An 18,643-nucleotide genomic window follows, 5' to 3' on the forward strand; every position below is an offset into this window, starting at 1 on the left:
AACTGGACGCATGAATAAGCTTGTACTTGCCATTGAGTCAGGGCGTATTACTGACGGAGAAGTTTTATTTTCACAGTTGAATCAGCTTAAATCTGGTCAAATACCCGATATGGTAAGTAGACAGCAATTTGCTGAATTGTCTGAAATGGTCAATGCCTACCAGGATGTATGGATGGATGAACCAGTAGCTTTTTTTCAGCCTATCCAAGACTTTTTAAAAGCGATTGATTTAGAAGTCTACAATGATTTCAGCACTGATTTTGACTTGTGGTACTACTACGAAGCACCAGAGCAAAAATACGAAGCAACAGTAGCAACTAAACCATTATTCACGGCACCAAAACTCACCGCTACTGGTGAAGTCTACAACTGTCTATTGACCGTTGAACAAGCTCAAAACTATCTAAATAAGGCAATTCAATTTGCTCGTGACCATAACATGCCAGTACCAAAGTCATGTAATGAACCGTTTATCGTCACAGATGGTTTAGAGGTTGGATCTGAGTTGATCTACTCAGGCGTAGGCACAGATAAAGCCGTATATACGGCAATACAGCTCATACAAGAGGCAATACTCAATAATGCTGGTAAAGAGCATGTGTTATGCCTAAGACGTTTTTCAAACAGCTTAAAACCATTGGTAAAGTCTGCATTAGGAAAGGAAGTTTACTTAACCAATTGCACACTAGGGAAGCTGGCAGATCTTCTTGATCGCCCTGAAACATGGTCAGAGTTCACAGAACACTTTAAACAAAACTAATCAAGCTCATTGCTTAAAACTTGGAGATACGACAATGCAACTACACAATTTGAATCCTGGTACCGATAAAATTCGCCACATTCTGAAAACCGAGAGTGCTACATATAACGGCGTTCCGTCATGCGTAATCAATATCATTGGGCAAGCAAAAAAGACTGTTCCCAACTTTATTGAAGTGATTTTTGTTGAGGTTGTATTGTTTCATCCCAAAGATGGTGAAGTATACGAAATTGAAGTCAGTGCACCGTTACAGGTTGAGCCTGTTGCCGAAGCTCACCGCATTGGAATGTTCAATCCAAGCGAAGCCAGAGCGCTTATTGAGGGGGAAGTGCTGGATGTAGCAATCAACCTACAGCGCAAGGCAATTGAGGGAATGATAGAATATGATTTGCTCTCACAAGACGGCCTGGAGAAGTTCAACGCATGGAATGGGATCTCACCTGAAAGCCTATTGCTTGAAAGCTTTGAATGCGTGACCGAATACAATGGACTTCACAGCACACACTTTATGGCCAGCAAGGTGCAGCAAAAAGTAAACAAGTACCTTAAAGGAGATTTGTTCTAATCAGATCCATAAAAAAAGAGAGATTTACCCCACTGCTGTCCCATAGTTTGCTTTAAATAAAAAAACCTGAGTCCTAACAGTTAAAATATGAGTGTAAACAAACACTTTAACGACCAGGATTCAGGTTTTGTCACATCAGAATACCGTATTTTATGAGCTAATTAAACCTGTTGTGCGACAGGATTTTGAACAACTTGCTAAAGTACACCATGTTGGACAGAAATTTAGAGCGACTTCCCGTTGGGATCAGTTTATTGCCATATTGATGTCTCAATTCTCTTGTAGGCAAAGTCTGAGAGATATTCAATCCAATTTGGAGTGCCAACAGGAAAAGCTAAGTCATCTCGGAGCAAAATCTATTCCCCGAAGCACGCTGGCACGAATCAATGAGCAGCAGCCTGCTGCCTTGTATCAACAGCTATTTTACAAGTTGCTTAAATACTATGAACACTCAAAAGTAGCTCATAAATTTCGCTTTAAAAATCCCTTGTATTCCTTGGATGCCAGTCATATTGACCTGTCGCTTTCCTTATGTGAATGGGCCAAAGTTCATGACTCAAAAGCCAGCATGAAACTCAGCATAGGATTGAATCACAGCAATGATATTCCTGAGTTTGTTGCAGTTGAAAATGGCAAAGAAAATGACATGGTACAAGGTCGCAAATTCCAGTTTCCTGCTGGCAGCATTGTAGTTTTTGATAAAGGCTATGTCGATTACCAATGGTATGCAAATCTGACTGCTCAAAACATTGGATTTGTCACACGTTTTAGGCCTAAATCTGTGTATCAGGTGATCCAGCAACATCCAGTGCTTGAATCCAAAGGTATTCTAAAAGATGAAACCATTCAGCTGAATAGCGCACATGCCCTAAAAAGAAAAGCCCCAGTGTTAAGAAGAATTGAATATAGAGATCAGCAAAGTGGCAAGCACTTTAGCTTTCTCAGCAATAACTTTCATTTAGCCGCCTCCACCATTGCGGCGATTTATAAAGATCGTTGGAAAGTTGAGCTGTTCTTTAAGGCGATTAAGCAGAATCTCAAATTAAAAGCGTTTCTAGGCCGCAGCAGGAACGCAATTCAGACACAAATCTGGATTGCGATGATCGCCTATTTATTGGTGAGTTTCGCTCAACATTTAGGGAAAACAGGTTGGACAGTTCAACGTTTACTCAGAATAATTCAAGTGAATTTGTTTGAAAGAAGAACTTTAAAAGCTTTATTTTCACCCGATAAAATACCCATAAAACAAGAGGAAGCTCAAATGAGCTTCCTCTTGTGAAAAATTGTGGGACAGCAATGAGATTTACCCTCTCTTTTTTTGGCCATAGATTTATGGCCGTAAACGGTGTTTTTTAATTGATTAAAAAGGTTTTGGGTTCTTCAACCCATTAGGTTTTTTAACCAACCTTAATGCGATTTTTTGAGCCAGAATTGAAATAGCCATCAGCCCAACGATATAAGCTACGCATAGCAGTAAACTACCACCTTTAGTAGTCTGAATTATTTCATTCATTGGCATGGTAAGCTTGACGACTAAGCTAAAAACATACGCAAAAATTAGTAATAGAATTGAAAAAACACAAAACACTTTTGATAGATAGATCGCTTTAGTTTTTTTCATAATTGCACCATACGCCGAGTTAAATTAATCATTCAATAGCCCTGATTCGGATTGTTCAACCCATAAGATTAAATGAGGTGAGAAAGCCAAGTACTCCAGCTATACACATCACGAAAACAGCCCACAAAGATTGAGCGCCGTTAAACTGTAATGGCTTGGAATCATCAATCAACTTGAACACCCTTAAGATCCGCTGCATCACATTGTTTACACCAATCACAAAAAAGCCATAAATCACAGTAATGATTAGAAAATCATGTTGCTGGAGATGGTTACTTACAAGCTTCAACATATATAAGTAGACAAATATTGCTATTGAAGAAAGCGCATAAAAATATACAAATACACAAGGCAGATAAATTAGCAGATCTTTAGTTGTCGCACGTATATGTTCTGAACACTCATTTGATTTTTTCATTTAACAATATCCTCATTACAGATTTTTATAGCATTGGTATTTGTTCGATCAGTTGAGAACATAACTAAATGTTGTTTTTTCATAAGCATATCGACATCATCATTTAAGCTTTTTTCAAGCAAGAAATATTCAAAACCATTTAATCGACCATCACGGCACACTTCTTTTTTGGTCAGCATTGTATTAATGCTATTGAAGCCCTCATTACTTTCTTGCAAGCCTTTTAATTGAGATAAATAATCATGTTGTACTTTGGCTGGAACAGGAAATACAAAATAGAACAACAGTAGGTAGACCGTGACAGTTCCAATGAGTAGAGGTAATGCAGTTTTGCTATGAATCGGCAATTTTCTATAAATGTAATAGGTAGGAGCCACAGCTAGGTACATAAGCAGTAGCGGAAAGAACCAGACGGCATACATCACTCTTGAGTAGCTATCCCCCATTCCATGAAAGACCAAAGCCAAAACAACAACACTGGCTAACATAGCCAGTGGTATTAAAAGGAATTTTAAAGGTTGAGCCATAAACACCTGAAGCATTAAAAAGGAATGACTATCGAATTAATTTCATTAAAGAAACTGTAATCCAGTAGCTTATTGATGTTAGTAGATTTGCCCTTTCGTATCGTGCAGCAACCCACATTGAGATCTTGAAAATGAGGCAATAACGCACCAATACTGTTTGAATCAACATAAAAGACATCACGTTTAATTGAGAACGTCACTTTAGCTTTACGGTTATTGTCATTTAGCTTTACATGAAGTTCTTTGTTCTCATTTTTAAGAGAAGTAGAAAGGATTTTACAGTCTTGTTGAATACGCTGGTGAATAGCAACAACAAGGTCACTATAAGAGCTTGCATAAACGAATAGCTTGTCAGTTAAGACTTCTACACAACCATTGTTATATTCAAAATCTAAATCAATCATTACGCATTTCATTAAAGCCATTTCCACTACTCCAAGTTTTAAGCGTTGTGCTTATTTAATTTAATTATAGTGGAAAAGTTAGCTTATAAATTTTAAAAAAAAATTAATGACCATGGTTTTTATTAAAATATCTATATAGACAATTAAGCTAATTAAGTGGGCAATTATGAATATGTTGGTAAATATAAAAAGAGAAGTGCAAGCATCTGAATTAGACTTTGTTGAAGTCGAAAAGCTAATTTTGCAATGCGAAAAAGCAAAATCGTCAATAAAGGTCATTTATGAAGCCATCAAAGATATTGAACTTGATGCTTATCAGATTGTGAGTGCAATCACTCGAAAATCATATTCATCATCATTCAACACTGAAGAAGCTGCTTTAAAACAAATATCATCATGCTTCTGGAGGAAGTTAACTGAGATCATCAATCTTAGAAACTTCATATCTGAAAAAGAATATGATGCGTTGCAAGATAAAATTGTTCGCCATGAAATTGAAGATTTCACGATGGATAACGTGAATGTATTCTTAGAATCTATCTGGTCTACACGCCACATGGCATATGCACGTAAAGTTGATTCCTTGTTTAGCCAATTATCAAGCAAATACAAAACCAATCTTGGTGCTGGTATTAACCCGTGCGTGATCATTCATCACAATAGCTACCATTCTTATTGCAGAAGAGATAATTTAGTGGACGAAGTACGCTTTATAGCAAGGCAGTTATTTGGCAAACCTTTAGACCACACCAGATTAGATAAACTCAGTTTACACCGTGGTATCTGGCATAGCATTGATGATAATTTATTACGCATTAAGATCTACGAAAACGGTAACTGTCATATCTTGTTTAATCAATGCGTAGTTGATCGCATTAACCAGGTATTAAACCTGTTATATCCGAATCAAATTGGCATAGATCCAAATGTAAAACACAAACGCCGTGCGTATGATGAACCTATTTTGTAAAGCACATTAAAAAACCCTCAAAAACTATTGAGGGTTTTTTTAGCTATATACGGCACCAGTTTTTGCGATCGTGCCACTTTCATTTGTTTTTTATCCAAACCACTAAAGCGATGCCCCCTTTTGGTTTGTTGCTGTAAGCCACATTGCAATAAGTTCGTGTTCTGGTGTATCAGCAAGCACCGTCACGTTATAGCCACCGCTAAACTGGTGTAATTCAGCACAGTGCTCAACATCAGACGCCGTGAGTACCAATTCAACATCAAAATATTGAATCACTTTAAGCACCTGGTACTTAGCTTTAAAGAATCCGTTGTTTTCAGCTAATTTCATCGCTTCAGCAATGGTGATGTTTTCAAGTACAAGACGGTCTTGAGCTGGTTTATCTTCATATGTTTTAAAACTTAACAAAGATGCATTTTCATCAACGATATAAAGGTTGGCACATAACGCACGTTGCTTGATATGCTCGATTTTATATTCATGGTGATTCATATTTAGGATACTACGATCTAATAACAACAAGGCTATTTTAACTATGTTTTTAGGTCTAGAATCTTTTCACAAAAATACAATTCGACAGGATTAATCACTCAATCTATAAAAATTTTAATGTCAGGAATACCACTTTTAAGCAGTTGTACAAATCATTTTTATATAGCGCCATACAACACCAAAATAAAATGCTGTATCCCCTGAAGCTAGATAAGGTACAGGTGAATTATGTTTTTAGTATGGCAGAGGCAAACAATGAATAAAAATTGGTATATACAACCAATTCTAGAAGACGGCTTAATGTTCTTCTTATTCTAAGAAAACATGAAAGTAATTAAGTATAATTAAACGAACTAATTAACCCTTTAAGTATTATTAATGAATTACGGTGATTCATCTAATAGAAAAGCTTATTAAGACGCATACGATGTTTTTTAATTGATTAAAAAAGATTGAAAATCTTATTTTTCGAGAAAAGTTAGCCAGGTTGTTTTTGCTCATAAAATAGAACTATCAAAAGCAGAAAGCTTAAAACTTGGAGTAAACAGCATGTCAAATTTAAATGCTCAATCAGTACAGTTACAAGGCACTTTATATATTGGTTTCCCTAAAACTTTTAGCGGTGCTCACATGGAAAAATTGGTTGATGAAATATCAGATTACATCGACAACAACTGTGATTTAACCCTTGCTGATCTTCAAGCTGATAGTGACTATGCTCAACTTCAATTTCAACAGCACAAGCCGACATTGGCAGATAAAACAAATTTCTTCTTCATGGACGTTGAAATCTACGTTGCAACATTAAAAGAAAATTTTGGTCATACATCAGTACTCGACCAAGTTACCTCAGTAAATATCTTTGGCAAAAACCTTGAAGACATTTGCACGTTAATGGCTCAAAACGGCTACGCATACGACCGTATAGAAGATTGTTGGTCACGCGAACTTTCTTAATTCAATTCACCCATACGCACGGATAACGTGCGTATGCCACTGAATCACACTTGAGGATATAAACAATGCAAAACCTAATTACAGCGCATTGCGAGCTAACCATCAAACATGATGAAAAACAGCAAAAAAATGTCGGGCCTGTTGTTGTGACGTTTGGGGCGATCTTTACTGCTGAGTCGGTGAATGAACTGTTTTGCGCTATATGCCAAGACGGAATCAGATTTAAAGCAATCTATAACCCCGACAATATGTATTTTTTACGCCATGAGCTAAGCCCAATTGCTGATTTGTCAGTTAAGACAGACCAAGACGGCAACATTATTGTCAGTGTGATTGCATCCACTAGCCCATATTTTGAGATCAAAGTACTAAAAAATGGTTTTACCAACTCAGACACCTTAAATAGTTCTGCGATTCGCACGTTGGTTCGCAACCATCAAAGCCCATTCCAAGAGCAAATTTCTGACTACTTTGAAACAGACCAAATTTTTAAAACCATGCAAGCAATTTTTGCACACACGTATTTAAGCCGATAAGGAACTTCACCATGACGACCGCTACTGCTACCGCTGAAAAGACCGTGTTCAAACGTGAAACGTTGGAGCTGAAGAACATCCATGTTTACACCCAAAACGACCGCATTAACCAAAAGAGTCGCGTTGGCGACCGTGCATACGACAATGGATTAGTGAAAGACATCCTGTTCAGCCCTATGCTTTGGGCTACCCCTGAATTTTCATCTAGCTATGTTACTCAGATTCAAATTAAAGGCACACGCATTTATGATTCACTTTGCAGTTATACTGGCGTTCGCACCTATTTTTATAAGTTGTCAGACAGTGAGTTTGGGTGCATGTATCAAAAACGTCCGTACCCACAAAACGACTTTCTCTTAATTTTTGCAAACTTAACGCAAATGTTTAACGATGCAGTTTGTTACTTTGGAAACAACAGTAATAAAAACGCTTTTAAAAGTCTAGATTTTGACATCGAATGCGGTGTTTCACGGTTCAATTTACAGCAACGCTTATTAGAGTTTTATAAGAAGTCTAAACGCCAATTGACCATCAGTGAAACAACAAGCGGGATGCTTGGTGACTCGAATCTTCGCTATAACATCTTTGTTCGCAACCAACCAAAATTGGACAAACACGGCAAGCCGTTAAAATGCACCAAAAAACTCATTAAGCTGTACAAAGAGCGTGGCACAGTTGCGATCTATGGCGGTGACTGCATTTCACCACTCAAGCTCGTTAAACACCAACAAATCAAGCTAGAGAGCGAAAATGGCAAGTTTTCATATACGACTGACTTCATCACGTTGTACTCAGTAGAACAAGACATGTACACCTTATATATTCCCTATTCAGTACTTAATGAAAGCTACGGAACAACTAATAAATTTTATGGTTTGCATCTCACCCAAGAAGAAGCAGAAAAAACCATCCCGAAATTATTAGAACGTACTCAAAAGTATTTAAACCATAAAAAAGGTTAATACCCTTGCGTTGATCAGCTAATTGATCAACTGCTGGCTTTATAAACGCAAACGATGTTTTTTTAATTGATTAAAATAATCCAAAACTTAATTTTGATAATTCAGCACCCATAATTCTACTAATGCATTTCCATCAAGCCTTAATTCAAACCATATTCAATTAACAATGAATTAACACCACTACGGCGTTATTTCTTAAATGTGGTATATGGCTTTACCCACCCCCTACTCGTCTATGGCTAATTGTTCCAGTGTCAGTCAAAAAATGAAATATAATTCATTCTCAAAAATGAGAATCTGTTCACAAATGGGAACGCGAAGCAGCCTTAATTTTAAAAATACCAGTTCATCTAGACTAAATTTGAGTAAGTCTGATTAATATTGAATAAAAAACCTAAGTTTTTCGCCGTATGTTTTAATCTTCAAGGGTTTAACTTTAATGAAATTTTTTTTAAATAAACTAATTTAGTGGATTTTGACCGTTATAATGGTTTTATCTCGAGGCATATTGCCTTAAACTTGGAGCCGTGTGATGTTAAAACTATCTAGTATCTTTTCTCATGAAGCTAGGATTGAATCCCTTGTTATTCAATTTGAAGCCGATTATCAAACTGCACTAAAGCAAGGTTTAGATATTTACTTTGGCGTTGGCTATGCAACTAATGAGGATAGTCAATCTATACAGGCGTATCTTGTGAAAGATAAGGAGATTTATAAAAAGCATTACTGGAGTTGGGAATACCCAAGAACACCACACAAAATTGAAAAAACTAAAGCTGAGCACCGCCATTGGTTAAACCTAGCTGATGTACGAAACGCTGCGCTCGAGGCGAATATTACAAAATAAAAAGGTAATCTAAATGATAAAAAAAAGTGTGGGTTTTGAACGTGCTTCTGATGTTCAAGCCATCGTTTACTCAGTAAAAGATGGATCTGCAGTTTTTGTCGTACCAAATGGCTTTGTGGTGCTGGAGGTTCCATTGTCACAAACTCAAGCCGAGTACTTCAAGATGTATGAGAAGTCACCTAATGTATTTGTGTTGTACGGTAAGGCAAAATTCCATTACGTGTGTGATTGTGAAGTTGAACTGGTTGGCTTTAGTATAGAAAAATCTAAGCTAACAAATCAATTGGTCAATCCAAGCTTATTTAGCCACATTGATAAACCTGCAGTCAGTATAGATTGCATCTATGATGATATGTCTGCACCAACTATAAGCCCTGGCTTTTATTGTTAATTAGCTGGTATAAAAGATGCCCGAAATTCGGGCTTTTAATTTGTCTGAAGACAAGTTATTTCAACTCGCACGCCGCTTTAATTCTGATGTTATTTGCCCAAGAATAAACATCCGAACCTTTTTGTGGGAAAGGCTGACTCTTAGAATACTGCAACCAACACACCGAATTATGGGTTGGATCTAGTGCCTTACGTTTTTCACGTAATTTAATCAGGCTTTCTCTTAACGCTGCAGTATCGTATTTTGGATCAAGTGACATAAAACCTACCGCAAACAGATCCGCATAAGATTCTCGCCATAGTTGCGTTTTACCGCTACTTTCAGCCGTTACAAAGGTAGATACATCATCCATCTTTACTTTGGACCGATCAGACGGCGCAATTGAATTTAATGCTTTAAGTGGCTGGCCAAGTTCACCAGGCACATCGGTCGCACGATCTAAACAGTGAGATAACTCGTGCGCTAATATCAGCATTTCCCAATCGTTGTAGCTTACATCGGTTTTTGCTTCTTTATACATGGTGTTCATGCTGGTTTTAGACATATTCACCAGGCAATATCCTGTACTAGATCTTAATGAAGCTGGAGAAGCTTGCGGTATATCTAAGGAAGTTAAAGCCCAACTTTCGTTAAAGTCACCTAACACAAGTGGCGCGTTGTAGTTTTCCTTGGCAAACTTTTGTAGTTGATTGAAGTTGCTACCCGGTAGCATCGCAGCAATATGGTCATGGTTGAACTGTTTCTTTTCTAGCGTTTTGAAACACCATATAAAACCATATGACAGTAGAAACATTAGGAATGGAACAACAGCAACAGTGAGCATAAGTAGCATAAAGTTTTCGTCTAGTCGCTTGGTTCGGTCTTTGGTCTTAATATAAGGTGTTGCCAAGCACCAGCTGAGCACTACTGTCATCAAGATTAAAATAACAAGAAAAGTCATGGTGTAGCCAACTGGTTGAATAAACGTAAAGGCAATCCACGCAAAACAAGTTAGGACGGTTAAGGTCCACAAAATGATGTTTAAAATGATTTTTGTTTTCACGCCGTTGGCATCCCTAATCTATAAAAATAAATGTGGCCCATTAAACGGGCCATATTGAGTCTGTTCTCTTCATCATCGCCAATGTGGTCGATATAAATATATTAATAAACCATCAAAGCTAAAAACTTTTCTTAAAAATTTAAGATGCCTGCACACCAGGATAATCGTTGTAGTTGCCATCAATAAATTGATTGGTAGATTTACTGACATCATCATACCAAATCGGCATGCATTTCGACTTGTCAGTTTGATCGATGGCCATGTATGGAAGTCCTAATTCGTTTTGAATCAATTCAGCATCCATAAATGGCTCAAGAACCTTCATAGGAATGGAAAACAAACACTCAACATACCCATTATCATGAATGACCTTCCGGCTGGCTTTAGAAGCACTGTCAAAGCGCAATGCATTCCACAAGTGAGAAGCTTCATTGATGGTATGTGGTTGTTTTAGGTAATTAGGATTTTCAGACGCATAGATCGACAGTGTATTCACATCAATCATCAGCTTAAGTACACCTGAACCGACCATATGTTCAATCGGTATATACAGCATGATAGCGCCGTATCCTAAGCTTCGTTTTTTAGCATCTGGATGTTCACCAATACCACCAATAACGCTATGAATAAGAATAGGTAGAGTTGTGTTCATTTTATAAACCTTTCAATAGTTTTATATCTCTTTATACATTTGATACCGCGTATAGCAGATATATAACACGGCGATGTTAATAGAGATTGCATACAGCCATTAATATTGATTAATGACTTCATCCATCACATAAATTGAGTAGTTGTACTGGTCTAAGCGATATTTGCTTTCTTCAGTATGTTCACTGGCCAATGCTTGTAGTTGAGTTTCGTTCATGGAAGAAGCATAGCGGTTACGGATTGATTTAAGCTGGCTCAATTCTAAACGTCCAGTACTCTTGGTCAGATTGCTAACAGTTGTGAATAGATCCTGGTCATATTCTTGCAATTCACCATACAGCCAAGCAAGGTGTTCTGCACTGATGTATGGGTTATTTTTTTCATAGTAGTTTTTCAGTTTGAGTAAACTCAAACCACATATGAACACAGCAACCATAAGGCTAATGACAAGCCCCTCACCGAGTTTAAGTAGGTACAGGAATATAAAGATACTAATCACGCCAATGGCAATAGAGATATATCGCATAGTTTGATTTTGGAACATTTCTAACATGGGCATTACTCACTTTTTGTAATGTTGTTTTGATAAAGATGGTCTATTTGAGCGATGGCAAGTTTCATGCGTTCCGTGGTGCAAGTCAGGTCGTCATCAAAACGATGGTTGAATTCAACAATCCCCTGTTCTTCCATGTCTTGCATTTCACGCTTAGCATTACTTAAGCCTTTTTCTATACCAACCAGATTCAAGTTAAAGAAGTCTTCTAGTAGCTTTTCACTCTCAATGATTTGTTTGAGCTCAGTGACATAGACTTCAGTTTTCTTTTTGCTGATTTCCGCAGCCATCGCATAACGAAAGTTGCCGTTTACAACAACAGTTTTGAGTTCTGGTGAATATTCGTTGTATTCACTTGGAATTCGACTAACGGACTGGACGGCGTGACTCCAGCCATATTTCTGAAAATATTCAATTCCCGTCATGGTATATACCTACGATTGTTCTTTTTTAAGTTCAATAACAGCCAATAACGCTTTGTTTTGGCGTTCCAATTCATATTGTTTTTGGCGGTCTACATTTTGGCGATCGAAAAGTTCTCTAATCTGCTGTTTGTAGTGGTTGTCATAGTACGAATAGGCTTTACGTTCTGCTTTTCTACGTGCAATGCGTACTTTGGGATGCCAGTTGAATTCTTTGTCGTCTGCATAACCCCTCATGAACTCAACCAGTTTACTATCACCACGCATTTTACAAACCTTAATGAAGCCCATTTCTAAAACTGTAATTGGCGCACGGCGCGGATCTCCAAACTCCCAACGCCGTTTAATCCCAAAGCCACACATCTCTATTTGAACCGTAATCATGGTTTAACCTTTATCAAATGTTTGAGCTTCTGGATCTTCGACATTAAATCTGGACCATCACTTTCATGGTAAGCAAGGTGTTCATTAACGAATGTGATAAAAGCATCCAATTCAGTTTGAATCGTTGCCAATTGATTGCGTAACCACTGGCATGTGGCTTCATCTTGTTTTATCGCCGTTTCAAGCAATCCTCTCGCATGTTCATAGGCATTTGCCTCACCTTGCGCCACCATATCTGCAGATGATTTCCAATCGCCCCATTTCTTATTCCAAAAGTCATCGAGCAACTGCAGTAATTTTTCCACTTCCAATTGGTCATCGCTGATGGCTGGTGTTTGCATTTGATAGATAGATTTTTTTGTTTCTACTTCACTTTGCATCCAACCATCACGAAAAGCTTCCCATTTCGCCTGATGCACCCAAGAAGAATAATTGCCACTGGCCAACAGACTACCGACCACGCCGTATTTATTTTCAAAAGCGCTACGAGCTTCAATTTCTGAAGCAATGTTTTCATTCATGTTCATTGTTATTCACCGTCCGTAATTCAATTTCAGTTGAAGTGGCTAAACGGATGGTACGCTTGGCATATGCGATGCATCCGTAAAAAGTGGAACCGTGCGGATTGATTAGGTCCACGTACAAATGGCGAGTGGTGATTCGGTTGATCTAGAGCAATTTGTTCATGTTTCGCTGAACAATGTAATCACCTACTGCATAAGTATTTTGCGTATCAATCATGCTGACTATCCCCATGAAGCAAAGGCACTTGTAATGAGATTTTTGTTTCCTTCATCTCATGAAGTTTTTGAATCGCACGTTCTGGATCTATCACCCATGCATCAAAGAGCAGTTGTGTGACAAAAGAAAACTTCTCACCAACTTTGCGGAACGGTGTGCCGTGGCTATTCAGGAATTGTTCAAACACAAGATATTGCTGTTCGATGGCCTGGTTAAGTTCAAACAGGTCAATACAGCCCTCTATCAAGTTGTACTCACCTAAAGCATTCGGCATAAACATCCATTTACGCTCATGGGTTAAGCCATCTACATGTAGGTAGGCGTGTTTGTTGAGGCTAGTCCACTCAGGTTTCATCATGACGTAGGTGTTGTACTCGTCATCTTCAAGATAGTTGTAGTGGGTAGCATCAACGGGTTTCTTTGCTAAAACAGAAATGGCCTGTTCAAGTGTCAGACCGAGAATGAGTGCATGTGGTGTAGTTGATGATTGGTGATCCATATTCCCTACCCCTTAGATTGTCGGGCTAGTCGGTTTAGGACCACTCAAACAAATTTCGTTTTGAACGTGATTGTAGATCTCAGCCAAGTGAGGTCGTGTGCTAAAGAATTGATCTTCTGATGTATCAGAGAGGTTAGCACTCATGATGGTGAGTAGTGCTTCATTTTTGAATTGCGCTTGAACCGCTGACTTTAATGCACCATTCAATGAAGCATACAGATTGTTGAATAGCGAAATAACACGGGCATTCTGATCATTCTTTTTGAAGAAGATAAAATTAACTTCACGTTCACGGAAAAACACCAGCTGATATTCAAGCCCTGATTCAGATAAATCATTCCCCATATCAATCAATGCATCATGTGTCACGGCGAACGCAGCGTATTTTGAATCAAAGTTTTGAAGTGCTTTACTTGAGATTAGATTCAAACTTACTTTGCCTTGAATCGGCACACATTGGCTCAGTTTCTTAGCCAAGTAATGTGCAGCAGCCATGTGATGTGATCCACCAGCATTTTGAACAAAAATCTTAGGACTCCAGCCATAGATAAAAAAATGATCAGTGGTTGTATCTGGAGAGTTCAATAAACGGATTTCTGGCCATAACAACATTCGTTCTAAATTTTCCATACTCACATCACTAATGTAATCAGGGCATGCGTTTTTTACAAAATCATCAATGCTACGATACTGGCTTAAATCCGACTTGGAATTTGAGAAGCCCCCAATTTCAGATAGGTCAAGTAAGCATGGTGTTTCAAGATGAATGGTTTCTGAAAAAATCGGGTTAAATACTTCAGCCAATTCTTCAGCAAAGGGAGAGATGTAGAACGGCTTATGATTTTGCGTATCTTGACCAAGGTAGCTGATGGAATCGTTATCTTTGGCATGTGGATTCAAAACAATGTTTTGGCCTGGTACAAAATTAGTAGGAGATATACCAGTCATACAAAGAGAATCTTTGATTTGATGAAAAGGGAAAACATCGGTCATGGCGATGCTGTCAGAATTGACTAAATAGGTATCAATAAAGGGTTTTAGCTTGAGATTCTTATAAAGCTTATGTTTTGGTGAAAATACCGAAAGTAAAGTGTCTAACATTTTAAGCACTCCATTGATTAATGCTTTATTAAAACTAATAAAGACATATTAATACAGAAAGTGCTTATAAGTATTTTTTTGGAAAATTAATTTAAGAATTGCGTTTGAGTGGTATTAGTTGCAAGTGGTTGTACGGCGTTGTTATCGACAGACTTTGAGTACTGTTGCACTTCAATAATTCGCACACCTTTAACGTGTAAACGTGTTTTATAGTCAGTCATTCCAAGTGTTTGTAAGTCGTCTAGCTGTTCTTTAGTCATTGCCTATATCCTGTATATTAGATGTGATTTAAGGGCAATTTAATTGATGTATTAAGGATTGTAAAGGGTAAAACACAGTTCATTAAACTTTTTATGAAATGGTATATACCGATTAAGCCTAAAACAAAATAAGGTTTTAAGAAGTGGTTTAGTCATGTTTAAGAATATGCACGTTAAAACTAAGTTATTTTATTAAAATGAATCTATACTAGGGTTAAAACCAAACTGGATGCCAATATGTGTTCAAACATTGAAACTTACGCCGTGAACCTATCCAATGTACCTAAAGCTATCTCTTGCTTGAATATGTATGACTTTCAAACGTTAGCACTAGGACCAACCTATTTACCCCGATTTATCACTTGCAGATCGCCACATTCCATATACGGCGCTATTGGTTGCATTTGATGTGAATGCGTCTGAAAAGTTTCGCTTAATCGAAATGATGGTGCCTGAAGCCATTCCGCTGTCGCAGTTGTTGTTATTGGCCATATTCAATGAAACGCCGTATAAGAGCCAATATGAAATAGCCCAATACATGCCGAGTGATGAATTAAGGCGTATTAAGTACAAACAGCTCACCCAAAAAAACTAAAGGCTGGATAACCAGCCTTATGTCTTCTACATGGATGCGTTTAGTCATCCTTTTTTTTGATTGTAATGCCTGATCGTAATGAAGCTGAAGAGCCTTTTGAACCAAGTATCACCAACAATTTTTCAAAAGTAACGCATTCGTGCGAGAACGGGTTTTTCATCAAAGCTTTTTCAAACTTAGCTGCATACTGTTGTTCTACGAATTCCATTTCATTTTGAGTGCTATGTGAGATGGCTTGATCAAGACTGGCTTTGTTTTCCGCAATGTATTGTGTCTGATCTTCAGGTTTTACATGGCGTGGCATCTGAACAAGCTGATATTCAGTAATTGGCGCAACGGTTAAGTCATATCCTGTTAGGATCTCTTTCAATTCATCATAGTAGCTGTCTAGGTTCATTGGTGTGATAACGGCGCGAGTCACAGTTTCAACATCACTTTCCTGTTGAGCCTGTTCAGGTTCGCTTATACGTTCACCATAGATATTAAATTCAGCATCAAGATCCGCATTGTTGTAAGCACCAGCTTGTACTTGAGGTGAAATGTCAGAATCTTTACCGAAGTACTGGAACTGTTTTCGCTTCTCAATAATCTGGTCTTTAATGTTTGCTTCTTTTTGTGCTGAAACAATACTTTCACGGTGTTTTTGTTCTTTGGAGATTTCACCTTTCGCCGTGGACGAAGACATTACTGTTCTTTGTCCAGGTGCCATCCCTTCAGGTGTGATGGATTCAAGACGTCTTGCTTCAAGAATCTGATGTACAAAATCTTGAGTAAAGTCTTTTACCGTGTTGTTGTTTTCGTACAAGGTGTTATTGAGCTTTCTGCAGATCTCAAAATCACCAAGCGCCGTGACATTGGCAGATGAATTGTTGTCTGTCAGTAGCGTATGTTTTTCCTCAATCTCATGAATGAAGTCTTCAATTTTTAAAGTAGGATCGTAGATTTCAGATTTTTGGATATTGAAGATTGGGCAAAGGTCATTTAAGCGTAAGTACTTGGGTTGAGCACCAGCCACATAGAACGCCAACATTGATACGATTTTAACGTCTGAAGTTTTACCACCTTCCCCTTTAGTTGATATGAGCAAGGTAAATTCGCCGTTGTGCTGTCCGGCAATTTGTTCAATGGTCACACGTTTTTCTTTGGCGAACTGGACTTCTGTTTGTGGTACCGAACGGTTGAATACTAGACCTTGATACATATTGATTGAGTTAACTTTACCTTGCCACTCTTCACCAGCAAAACCATCAACCAATTTGTATGTTGTACTTTCAGCACCCGAAGTAGTACGTCCAATGGCTTTAACGGTCGTGTTACCCCATGTAGCAGCTGCTTCCTCTTTAGATCCACGTTCAATATCTTCAAATGTTTGAGCACCGAACGTAATAGAGAAGTTAAGCGAACGTGCCTGAGCTGGTAAAACCGAAGCACCGACAATAACGATGTAGCCCCATTCGTCCAAAAATAGCTTAAATGAAGTAGTGGCGTTGGTTGGTCGTGCGTCAATAATGGCACGGCGTAAACCTTCCATTTTGTTACCAAGGGAACCAGCCATCATTTGTTTAATTGAGCCAATGATTAATTTTCCGAGCATTTTGAGTGAGTCTGGTGAACGCTCAAGAGCTGGTAATGGCACAGTTAAGATACGGCGGTTAAGTACAACGTCAAAAATATCAATATCACCGCCATGCTCTACACCAAAGATGTGACCATAGTTAAACGTCAAGTCGTTAATCGCCTTGGTTAACTGCATGGTGATATAACCGTGTTGCTCACGGGTTTTGGTTTCTTGTTTCTTTAACTTTTTAGGGTTGCTTGAATAACCCGGTAATGAAACGAGGTAGCCTTGAAGTTGTTCAGCCACACGTTCAAAGTCAATCCCGTATTTATCGTTATGACAAAATACCAATTCTTCAAGTGCTTCAAGTTCCATGTATTGCGTGAATACTTTTGGTGAAAGCTGAATGAAGCCATTGTCACGTAGATAGACCAAAACTCGTGTAAGTGCAGCGATAAAGGCCATCGCACGACCTTTCCACATGTCACCACCGCCACCGCCTGAGTCATCAAGCAAGTTGATCAAGAATTCAATCAACATCCCTGAGCTGGTGTTGCTCATTTGGTTCATTGAGTTGGTCATCTTGTCGGTTTGTGCACGTAGCATGTTACGACCTGAGGTAATGAAGTTGATCGTTAATAGATCCTCATTACGCCCAAAGCGGTTACATAAACGATAGTGGTCTTGTTGAGCCTTGGTATCACCTTTTGCGTCTACAAAGATATAACCTGAGTTTTGTACGTACTGGTTGGCACAGTTACCTAGCATGTATTCTGTTTTACCCGAACCCGTAGTACCTAACACAATTTGATGTGTACGGTCATCGGAGTTAGATGCATAAACAGGTAGACCAGTTTCACGGCAACGACCAAGGTAAGTCACACCCTCACCTTGTAGCTTATCGCGATTGGTACGTGCGTATTCCAAAAAGGCTTTTGGATTGTCCAGTACGTCATCTTTTACGCGTGATGTAATGTCAGTTGACGCATCCAGTGAGTTTGAATGCAACGGCGCACGGAATGGCCACTCAAAAAAGTAATCATTCGGATGTGTGTAGCGTTTTAATAGGTAATACGCGATCCCTATAAATATCTCACCGCCAAACGGAACAACAAACAAAATAACTGCAATAGCACCAAGAACGCCAACCAAATAATTAGCGCCGTCTGGCGCTGTAAGTTTTAAATGGATTTTCTCTAAGCCTGATCGTGTATCACGCTTAAGCGAACTTGGCCTGAACTTTGTTTGTGTGCCGTATTTTTGTGTAGAAGCCATGCTTTGCGACCTACTCTTTTATCTTCAGGATAATAGGCAAAGTCGTTGTTTAACGACCTTACCCATTTCCAAGCACTTCAATGTATATACCAATTAACGCAAATCTATATAG

General features: G+C 38.4%; 25 protein-coding genes. 10 read left to right on the forward strand and 15 right to left on the reverse strand.

Annotated features, from left to right (window positions below; genetic code table 11):
- The first annotated feature begins 10 nt into the window (after positions 1-10).
- The 3 genes from ACZ8ZH_RS18925 to ACZ8ZH_RS18935 all read left to right on the forward strand — a co-directional run bounded on the left by ACZ8ZH_RS18925 (position 11) and on the right by ACZ8ZH_RS18935 (position 2,604).
- Entirely contained in the window at positions 11-760 is a 750-nt protein-coding gene (locus ACZ8ZH_RS18925) for a hypothetical protein (RefSeq protein ID WP_024160922.1), read from the forward strand.
- A 34-nt stretch (positions 761-794) separates the two neighbouring features.
- Complete coding sequence (locus tag ACZ8ZH_RS18930) at positions 795-1,325, forward strand: hypothetical protein (protein ID WP_043041671.1); 531 nt, start codon at positions 795-797, stop codon at positions 1,323-1,325.
- Positions 1,326-1,452: 127 nt separating this feature from the next.
- The gene (locus ACZ8ZH_RS18935; protein WP_058971770.1) at positions 1,453-2,604 is read left to right on the forward strand and encodes an IS4-like element ISAbe18 family transposase; all 1,152 of its coding nucleotides are present in this window, start codon (positions 1,453-1,455) and stop codon (positions 2,602-2,604) included.
- Between the two features lie 81 nt (positions 2,605-2,685).
- On the opposite strand, the gene ACZ8ZH_RS18940 is transcribed toward ACZ8ZH_RS18935, so the two are convergent.
- From ACZ8ZH_RS18940 to ACZ8ZH_RS18955, 4 genes are read right to left on the reverse strand one after another with little or no spacing between them, the layout of a single operon-like run.
- Positions 2,686-2,946, reverse strand: a complete 261-nt coding sequence (locus ACZ8ZH_RS18940) for a hypothetical protein (protein WP_043041672.1) — start codon at positions 2,944-2,946, stop codon at positions 2,686-2,688.
- 55 nt (positions 2,947-3,001) lie between these two features.
- Positions 3,002-3,364, reverse strand: coding sequence for a hypothetical protein (locus ACZ8ZH_RS18945; protein ID WP_043041673.1), 363 nt, complete (start codon positions 3,362-3,364; stop codon positions 3,002-3,004).
- On the reverse strand, positions 3,361-3,891 hold the full coding sequence (locus ACZ8ZH_RS18950) for a hypothetical protein (protein ID WP_024160920.1): 531 nt from the start codon (positions 3,889-3,891) through the stop codon (positions 3,361-3,363). The genes ACZ8ZH_RS18945 and ACZ8ZH_RS18950 overlap by 4 nt, the downstream gene beginning before the upstream one ends.
- A gap of 14 nt (positions 3,892-3,905) precedes the next feature.
- The gene (locus ACZ8ZH_RS18955) at positions 3,906-4,316 is read right to left on the reverse strand and encodes a hypothetical protein (RefSeq protein ID WP_024160919.1); all 411 of its coding nucleotides are present in this window, start codon (positions 4,314-4,316) and stop codon (positions 3,906-3,908) included.
- Positions 4,317-4,461: 145 nt separating this feature from the next.
- Between ACZ8ZH_RS18955 and ACZ8ZH_RS18960 the strand changes: the two genes are divergently transcribed.
- Complete coding sequence (locus ACZ8ZH_RS18960) at positions 4,462-5,265, forward strand: DUF4942 domain-containing protein (protein ID WP_264718204.1); 804 nt, start codon at positions 4,462-4,464, stop codon at positions 5,263-5,265.
- Positions 5,266-5,367: 102 nt separating this feature from the next.
- Here ACZ8ZH_RS18960 and ACZ8ZH_RS18965 read toward each other — a convergent pair whose 3' ends face one another.
- Positions 5,368-5,757: a hypothetical protein gene (locus ACZ8ZH_RS18965; RefSeq protein WP_228135115.1), complete on the reverse strand. Its 390-nt coding sequence runs from the start codon at positions 5,755-5,757 to the stop codon at positions 5,368-5,370.
- Positions 5,758-6,306: 549 nt separating this feature from the next.
- Between ACZ8ZH_RS18965 and ACZ8ZH_RS18970 the strand changes: the two genes are divergently transcribed.
- The 5 genes from ACZ8ZH_RS18970 (at position 6,307) to ACZ8ZH_RS18990 (ending at position 9,450) form a co-directional block, all read left to right on the forward strand.
- Positions 6,307-6,714, forward strand: a complete 408-nt coding sequence (locus ACZ8ZH_RS18970; protein ID WP_470247939.1) for a hypothetical protein — start codon at positions 6,307-6,309, stop codon at positions 6,712-6,714.
- 65 nt (positions 6,715-6,779) lie between these two features.
- The gene (locus ACZ8ZH_RS18975) at positions 6,780-7,250 is read left to right on the forward strand and encodes a hypothetical protein (RefSeq protein WP_005005983.1); all 471 of its coding nucleotides are present in this window, start codon (positions 6,780-6,782) and stop codon (positions 7,248-7,250) included.
- A gap of 11 nt (positions 7,251-7,261) precedes the next feature.
- Positions 7,262-8,212 carry a hypothetical protein gene (locus ACZ8ZH_RS18980; RefSeq protein ID WP_005005981.1) on the forward strand — a complete coding sequence of 317 codons (951 nt, stop codon included), beginning with the start codon at positions 7,262-7,264 and terminating at the stop codon, positions 8,210-8,212.
- A gap of 532 nt (positions 8,213-8,744) precedes the next feature.
- A complete protein-coding gene (locus tag ACZ8ZH_RS18985; RefSeq protein WP_024160774.1) occupies positions 8,745-9,059 on the forward strand; it encodes a hypothetical protein in 315 nt (104 codons plus the stop codon).
- A 13-nt stretch (positions 9,060-9,072) separates the two neighbouring features.
- A complete protein-coding gene (locus ACZ8ZH_RS18990; protein ID WP_024160775.1) occupies positions 9,073-9,450 on the forward strand; it encodes a hypothetical protein in 378 nt (125 codons plus the stop codon).
- A 55-nt stretch (positions 9,451-9,505) separates the two neighbouring features.
- On the opposite strand, the gene ACZ8ZH_RS18995 is transcribed toward ACZ8ZH_RS18990, so the two are convergent.
- The 9 genes from ACZ8ZH_RS18995 to ACZ8ZH_RS19035 form a co-directional block, all read right to left on the reverse strand.
- Complete coding sequence (locus ACZ8ZH_RS18995) at positions 9,506-10,492, reverse strand: hypothetical protein (protein WP_470247940.1); 987 nt, start codon at positions 10,490-10,492, stop codon at positions 9,506-9,508.
- Positions 10,493-10,631: 139 nt separating this feature from the next.
- Positions 10,632-11,144 (reverse strand): hypothetical protein, encoded by a 513-nt coding sequence (locus ACZ8ZH_RS19000; RefSeq protein WP_043041524.1) that lies wholly within the window; start codon positions 11,142-11,144, stop codon positions 10,632-10,634.
- 99 nt (positions 11,145-11,243) lie between these two features.
- The gene (locus ACZ8ZH_RS19005) at positions 11,244-11,696 is read right to left on the reverse strand and encodes a hypothetical protein (protein WP_043041543.1); all 453 of its coding nucleotides are present in this window, start codon (positions 11,694-11,696) and stop codon (positions 11,244-11,246) included.
- Positions 11,697-11,701: 5 nt separating this feature from the next.
- Positions 11,702-12,121, reverse strand: a complete 420-nt coding sequence (locus ACZ8ZH_RS19010) for a hypothetical protein (protein WP_033917401.1) — start codon at positions 12,119-12,121, stop codon at positions 11,702-11,704.
- A 9-nt stretch (positions 12,122-12,130) separates the two neighbouring features.
- Positions 12,131-12,502 carry a hypothetical protein gene (locus tag ACZ8ZH_RS19015; RefSeq protein ID WP_005005929.1) on the reverse strand — a complete coding sequence of 124 codons (372 nt, stop codon included), beginning with the start codon at positions 12,500-12,502 and terminating at the stop codon, positions 12,131-12,133.
- Entirely contained in the window at positions 12,499-13,029 is a 531-nt protein-coding gene (locus tag ACZ8ZH_RS19020) for a hypothetical protein (RefSeq protein WP_033917402.1), read from the reverse strand. The genes ACZ8ZH_RS19015 and ACZ8ZH_RS19020 overlap by 4 nt, the downstream gene beginning before the upstream one ends.
- A 206-nt stretch (positions 13,030-13,235) precedes the next feature.
- Positions 13,236-13,742, reverse strand: coding sequence for a hypothetical protein (locus ACZ8ZH_RS19025; RefSeq protein ID WP_033917403.1), 507 nt, complete (start codon positions 13,740-13,742; stop codon positions 13,236-13,238).
- Positions 13,743-13,754: 12 nt separating this feature from the next.
- On the reverse strand, positions 13,755-14,843 hold the full coding sequence (locus ACZ8ZH_RS19030; RefSeq protein WP_470247941.1) for a DUF6685 family protein: 1,089 nt from the start codon (positions 14,841-14,843) through the stop codon (positions 13,755-13,757).
- Between the two features lie 86 nt (positions 14,844-14,929).
- Positions 14,930-15,103: a hypothetical protein gene (locus tag ACZ8ZH_RS19035; protein ID WP_001985060.1), complete on the reverse strand. Its 174-nt coding sequence runs from the start codon at positions 15,101-15,103 to the stop codon at positions 14,930-14,932.
- 409 nt (positions 15,104-15,512) lie between these two features.
- Here ACZ8ZH_RS19035 and ACZ8ZH_RS19040 point away from each other — a divergent pair, with 409 nt between their 5' ends.
- Positions 15,513-15,698 carry a hypothetical protein gene (locus tag ACZ8ZH_RS19040; RefSeq protein ID WP_470247942.1) on the forward strand — a complete coding sequence of 62 codons (186 nt, stop codon included), beginning with the start codon at positions 15,513-15,515 and terminating at the stop codon, positions 15,696-15,698.
- Between the two features lie 40 nt (positions 15,699-15,738).
- On the opposite strand, the gene ACZ8ZH_RS19045 is transcribed toward ACZ8ZH_RS19040, so the two are convergent.
- Positions 15,739-18,531 (reverse strand): type IV secretion protein DotL, encoded by a 2,793-nt coding sequence (locus ACZ8ZH_RS19045; RefSeq protein WP_470247943.1) that lies wholly within the window; start codon positions 18,529-18,531, stop codon positions 15,739-15,741.
- Positions 18,532-18,643 lie beyond the last annotated feature (112 nt).

This window comes from Acinetobacter sp. SW-226, assembly GCF_055632855.1.

What these genes read in the sequence shown, in the direction of transcription:
- ACZ8ZH_RS18925 (WP_024160922.1), top strand. Translation starts at nt 11, where the DNA reads ATGAATAAGCTTGTACTTGCCATTGAGTCAGGGCGTATTACTGACGGA.
- ACZ8ZH_RS18930 (WP_043041671.1), top strand. Translation starts at nt 795, where the DNA reads ATGCAACTACACAATTTGAATCCTGGTACCGATAAAATTCGCCACATT.
- ACZ8ZH_RS18940 (WP_043041672.1), bottom strand. Translation starts at nt 2,946, where the DNA reads ATGAAAAAAACTAAAGCGATCTATCTATCAAAAGTGTTTTGTGTTTTT.
- ACZ8ZH_RS18950 (WP_024160920.1), bottom strand. Translation starts at nt 3,891, where the DNA reads ATGGCTCAACCTTTAAAATTCCTTTTAATACCACTGGCTATGTTAGCC.
- ACZ8ZH_RS19045 (WP_470247943.1), bottom strand. Translation starts at nt 18,531, where the DNA reads ATGGCTTCTACACAAAAATACGGCACACAAACAAAGTTCAGGCCAAGT.
- ACZ8ZH_RS19005 (WP_043041543.1), bottom strand. Translation starts at nt 11,696, where the DNA reads ATGTTAGAAATGTTCCAAAATCAAACTATGCGATATATCTCTATTGCC.
- ACZ8ZH_RS19030 (WP_470247941.1), bottom strand. Translation starts at nt 14,843, where the DNA reads ATGTTAGACACTTTACTTTCGGTATTTTCACCAAAACATAAGCTTTAT.
- ACZ8ZH_RS19010 (WP_033917401.1), bottom strand. Translation starts at nt 12,121, where the DNA reads ATGACGGGAATTGAATATTTTCAGAAATATGGCTGGAGTCACGCCGTC.
- ACZ8ZH_RS18945 (WP_043041673.1), bottom strand. Translation starts at nt 3,364, where the DNA reads ATGAAAAAATCAAATGAGTGTTCAGAACATATACGTGCGACAACTAAA.
- ACZ8ZH_RS18965 (WP_228135115.1), bottom strand. Translation starts at nt 5,757, where the DNA reads ATGAATCACCATGAATATAAAATCGAGCATATCAAGCAACGTGCGTTA.
- ACZ8ZH_RS18970 (WP_470247939.1), top strand. Translation starts at nt 6,307, where the DNA reads ATGTCAAATTTAAATGCTCAATCAGTACAGTTACAAGGCACTTTATAT.
- ACZ8ZH_RS18975 (WP_005005983.1), top strand. Translation starts at nt 6,780, where the DNA reads ATGCAAAACCTAATTACAGCGCATTGCGAGCTAACCATCAAACATGAT.
- ACZ8ZH_RS18980 (WP_005005981.1), top strand. Translation starts at nt 7,262, where the DNA reads ATGACGACCGCTACTGCTACCGCTGAAAAGACCGTGTTCAAACGTGAA.
- ACZ8ZH_RS19035 (WP_001985060.1), bottom strand. Translation starts at nt 15,103, where the DNA reads ATGACTAAAGAACAGCTAGACGACTTACAAACACTTGGAATGACTGAC.
- ACZ8ZH_RS18985 (WP_024160774.1), top strand. Translation starts at nt 8,745, where the DNA reads ATGTTAAAACTATCTAGTATCTTTTCTCATGAAGCTAGGATTGAATCC.
- ACZ8ZH_RS19015 (WP_005005929.1), bottom strand. Translation starts at nt 12,502, where the DNA reads ATGATTACGGTTCAAATAGAGATGTGTGGCTTTGGGATTAAACGGCGT.
- ACZ8ZH_RS19000 (WP_043041524.1), bottom strand. Translation starts at nt 11,144, where the DNA reads ATGAACACAACTCTACCTATTCTTATTCATAGCGTTATTGGTGGTATT.
- ACZ8ZH_RS18990 (WP_024160775.1), top strand. Translation starts at nt 9,073, where the DNA reads ATGATAAAAAAAAGTGTGGGTTTTGAACGTGCTTCTGATGTTCAAGCC.
- ACZ8ZH_RS19025 (WP_033917403.1), bottom strand. Translation starts at nt 13,742, where the DNA reads ATGGATCACCAATCATCAACTACACCACATGCACTCATTCTCGGTCTG.
- ACZ8ZH_RS18955 (WP_024160919.1), bottom strand. Translation starts at nt 4,316, where the DNA reads ATGGCTTTAATGAAATGCGTAATGATTGATTTAGATTTTGAATATAAC.
- ACZ8ZH_RS18960 (WP_264718204.1), top strand. Translation starts at nt 4,462, where the DNA reads ATGAATATGTTGGTAAATATAAAAAGAGAAGTGCAAGCATCTGAATTA.
- ACZ8ZH_RS19020 (WP_033917402.1), bottom strand. Translation starts at nt 13,029, where the DNA reads ATGAACATGAATGAAAACATTGCTTCAGAAATTGAAGCTCGTAGCGCT.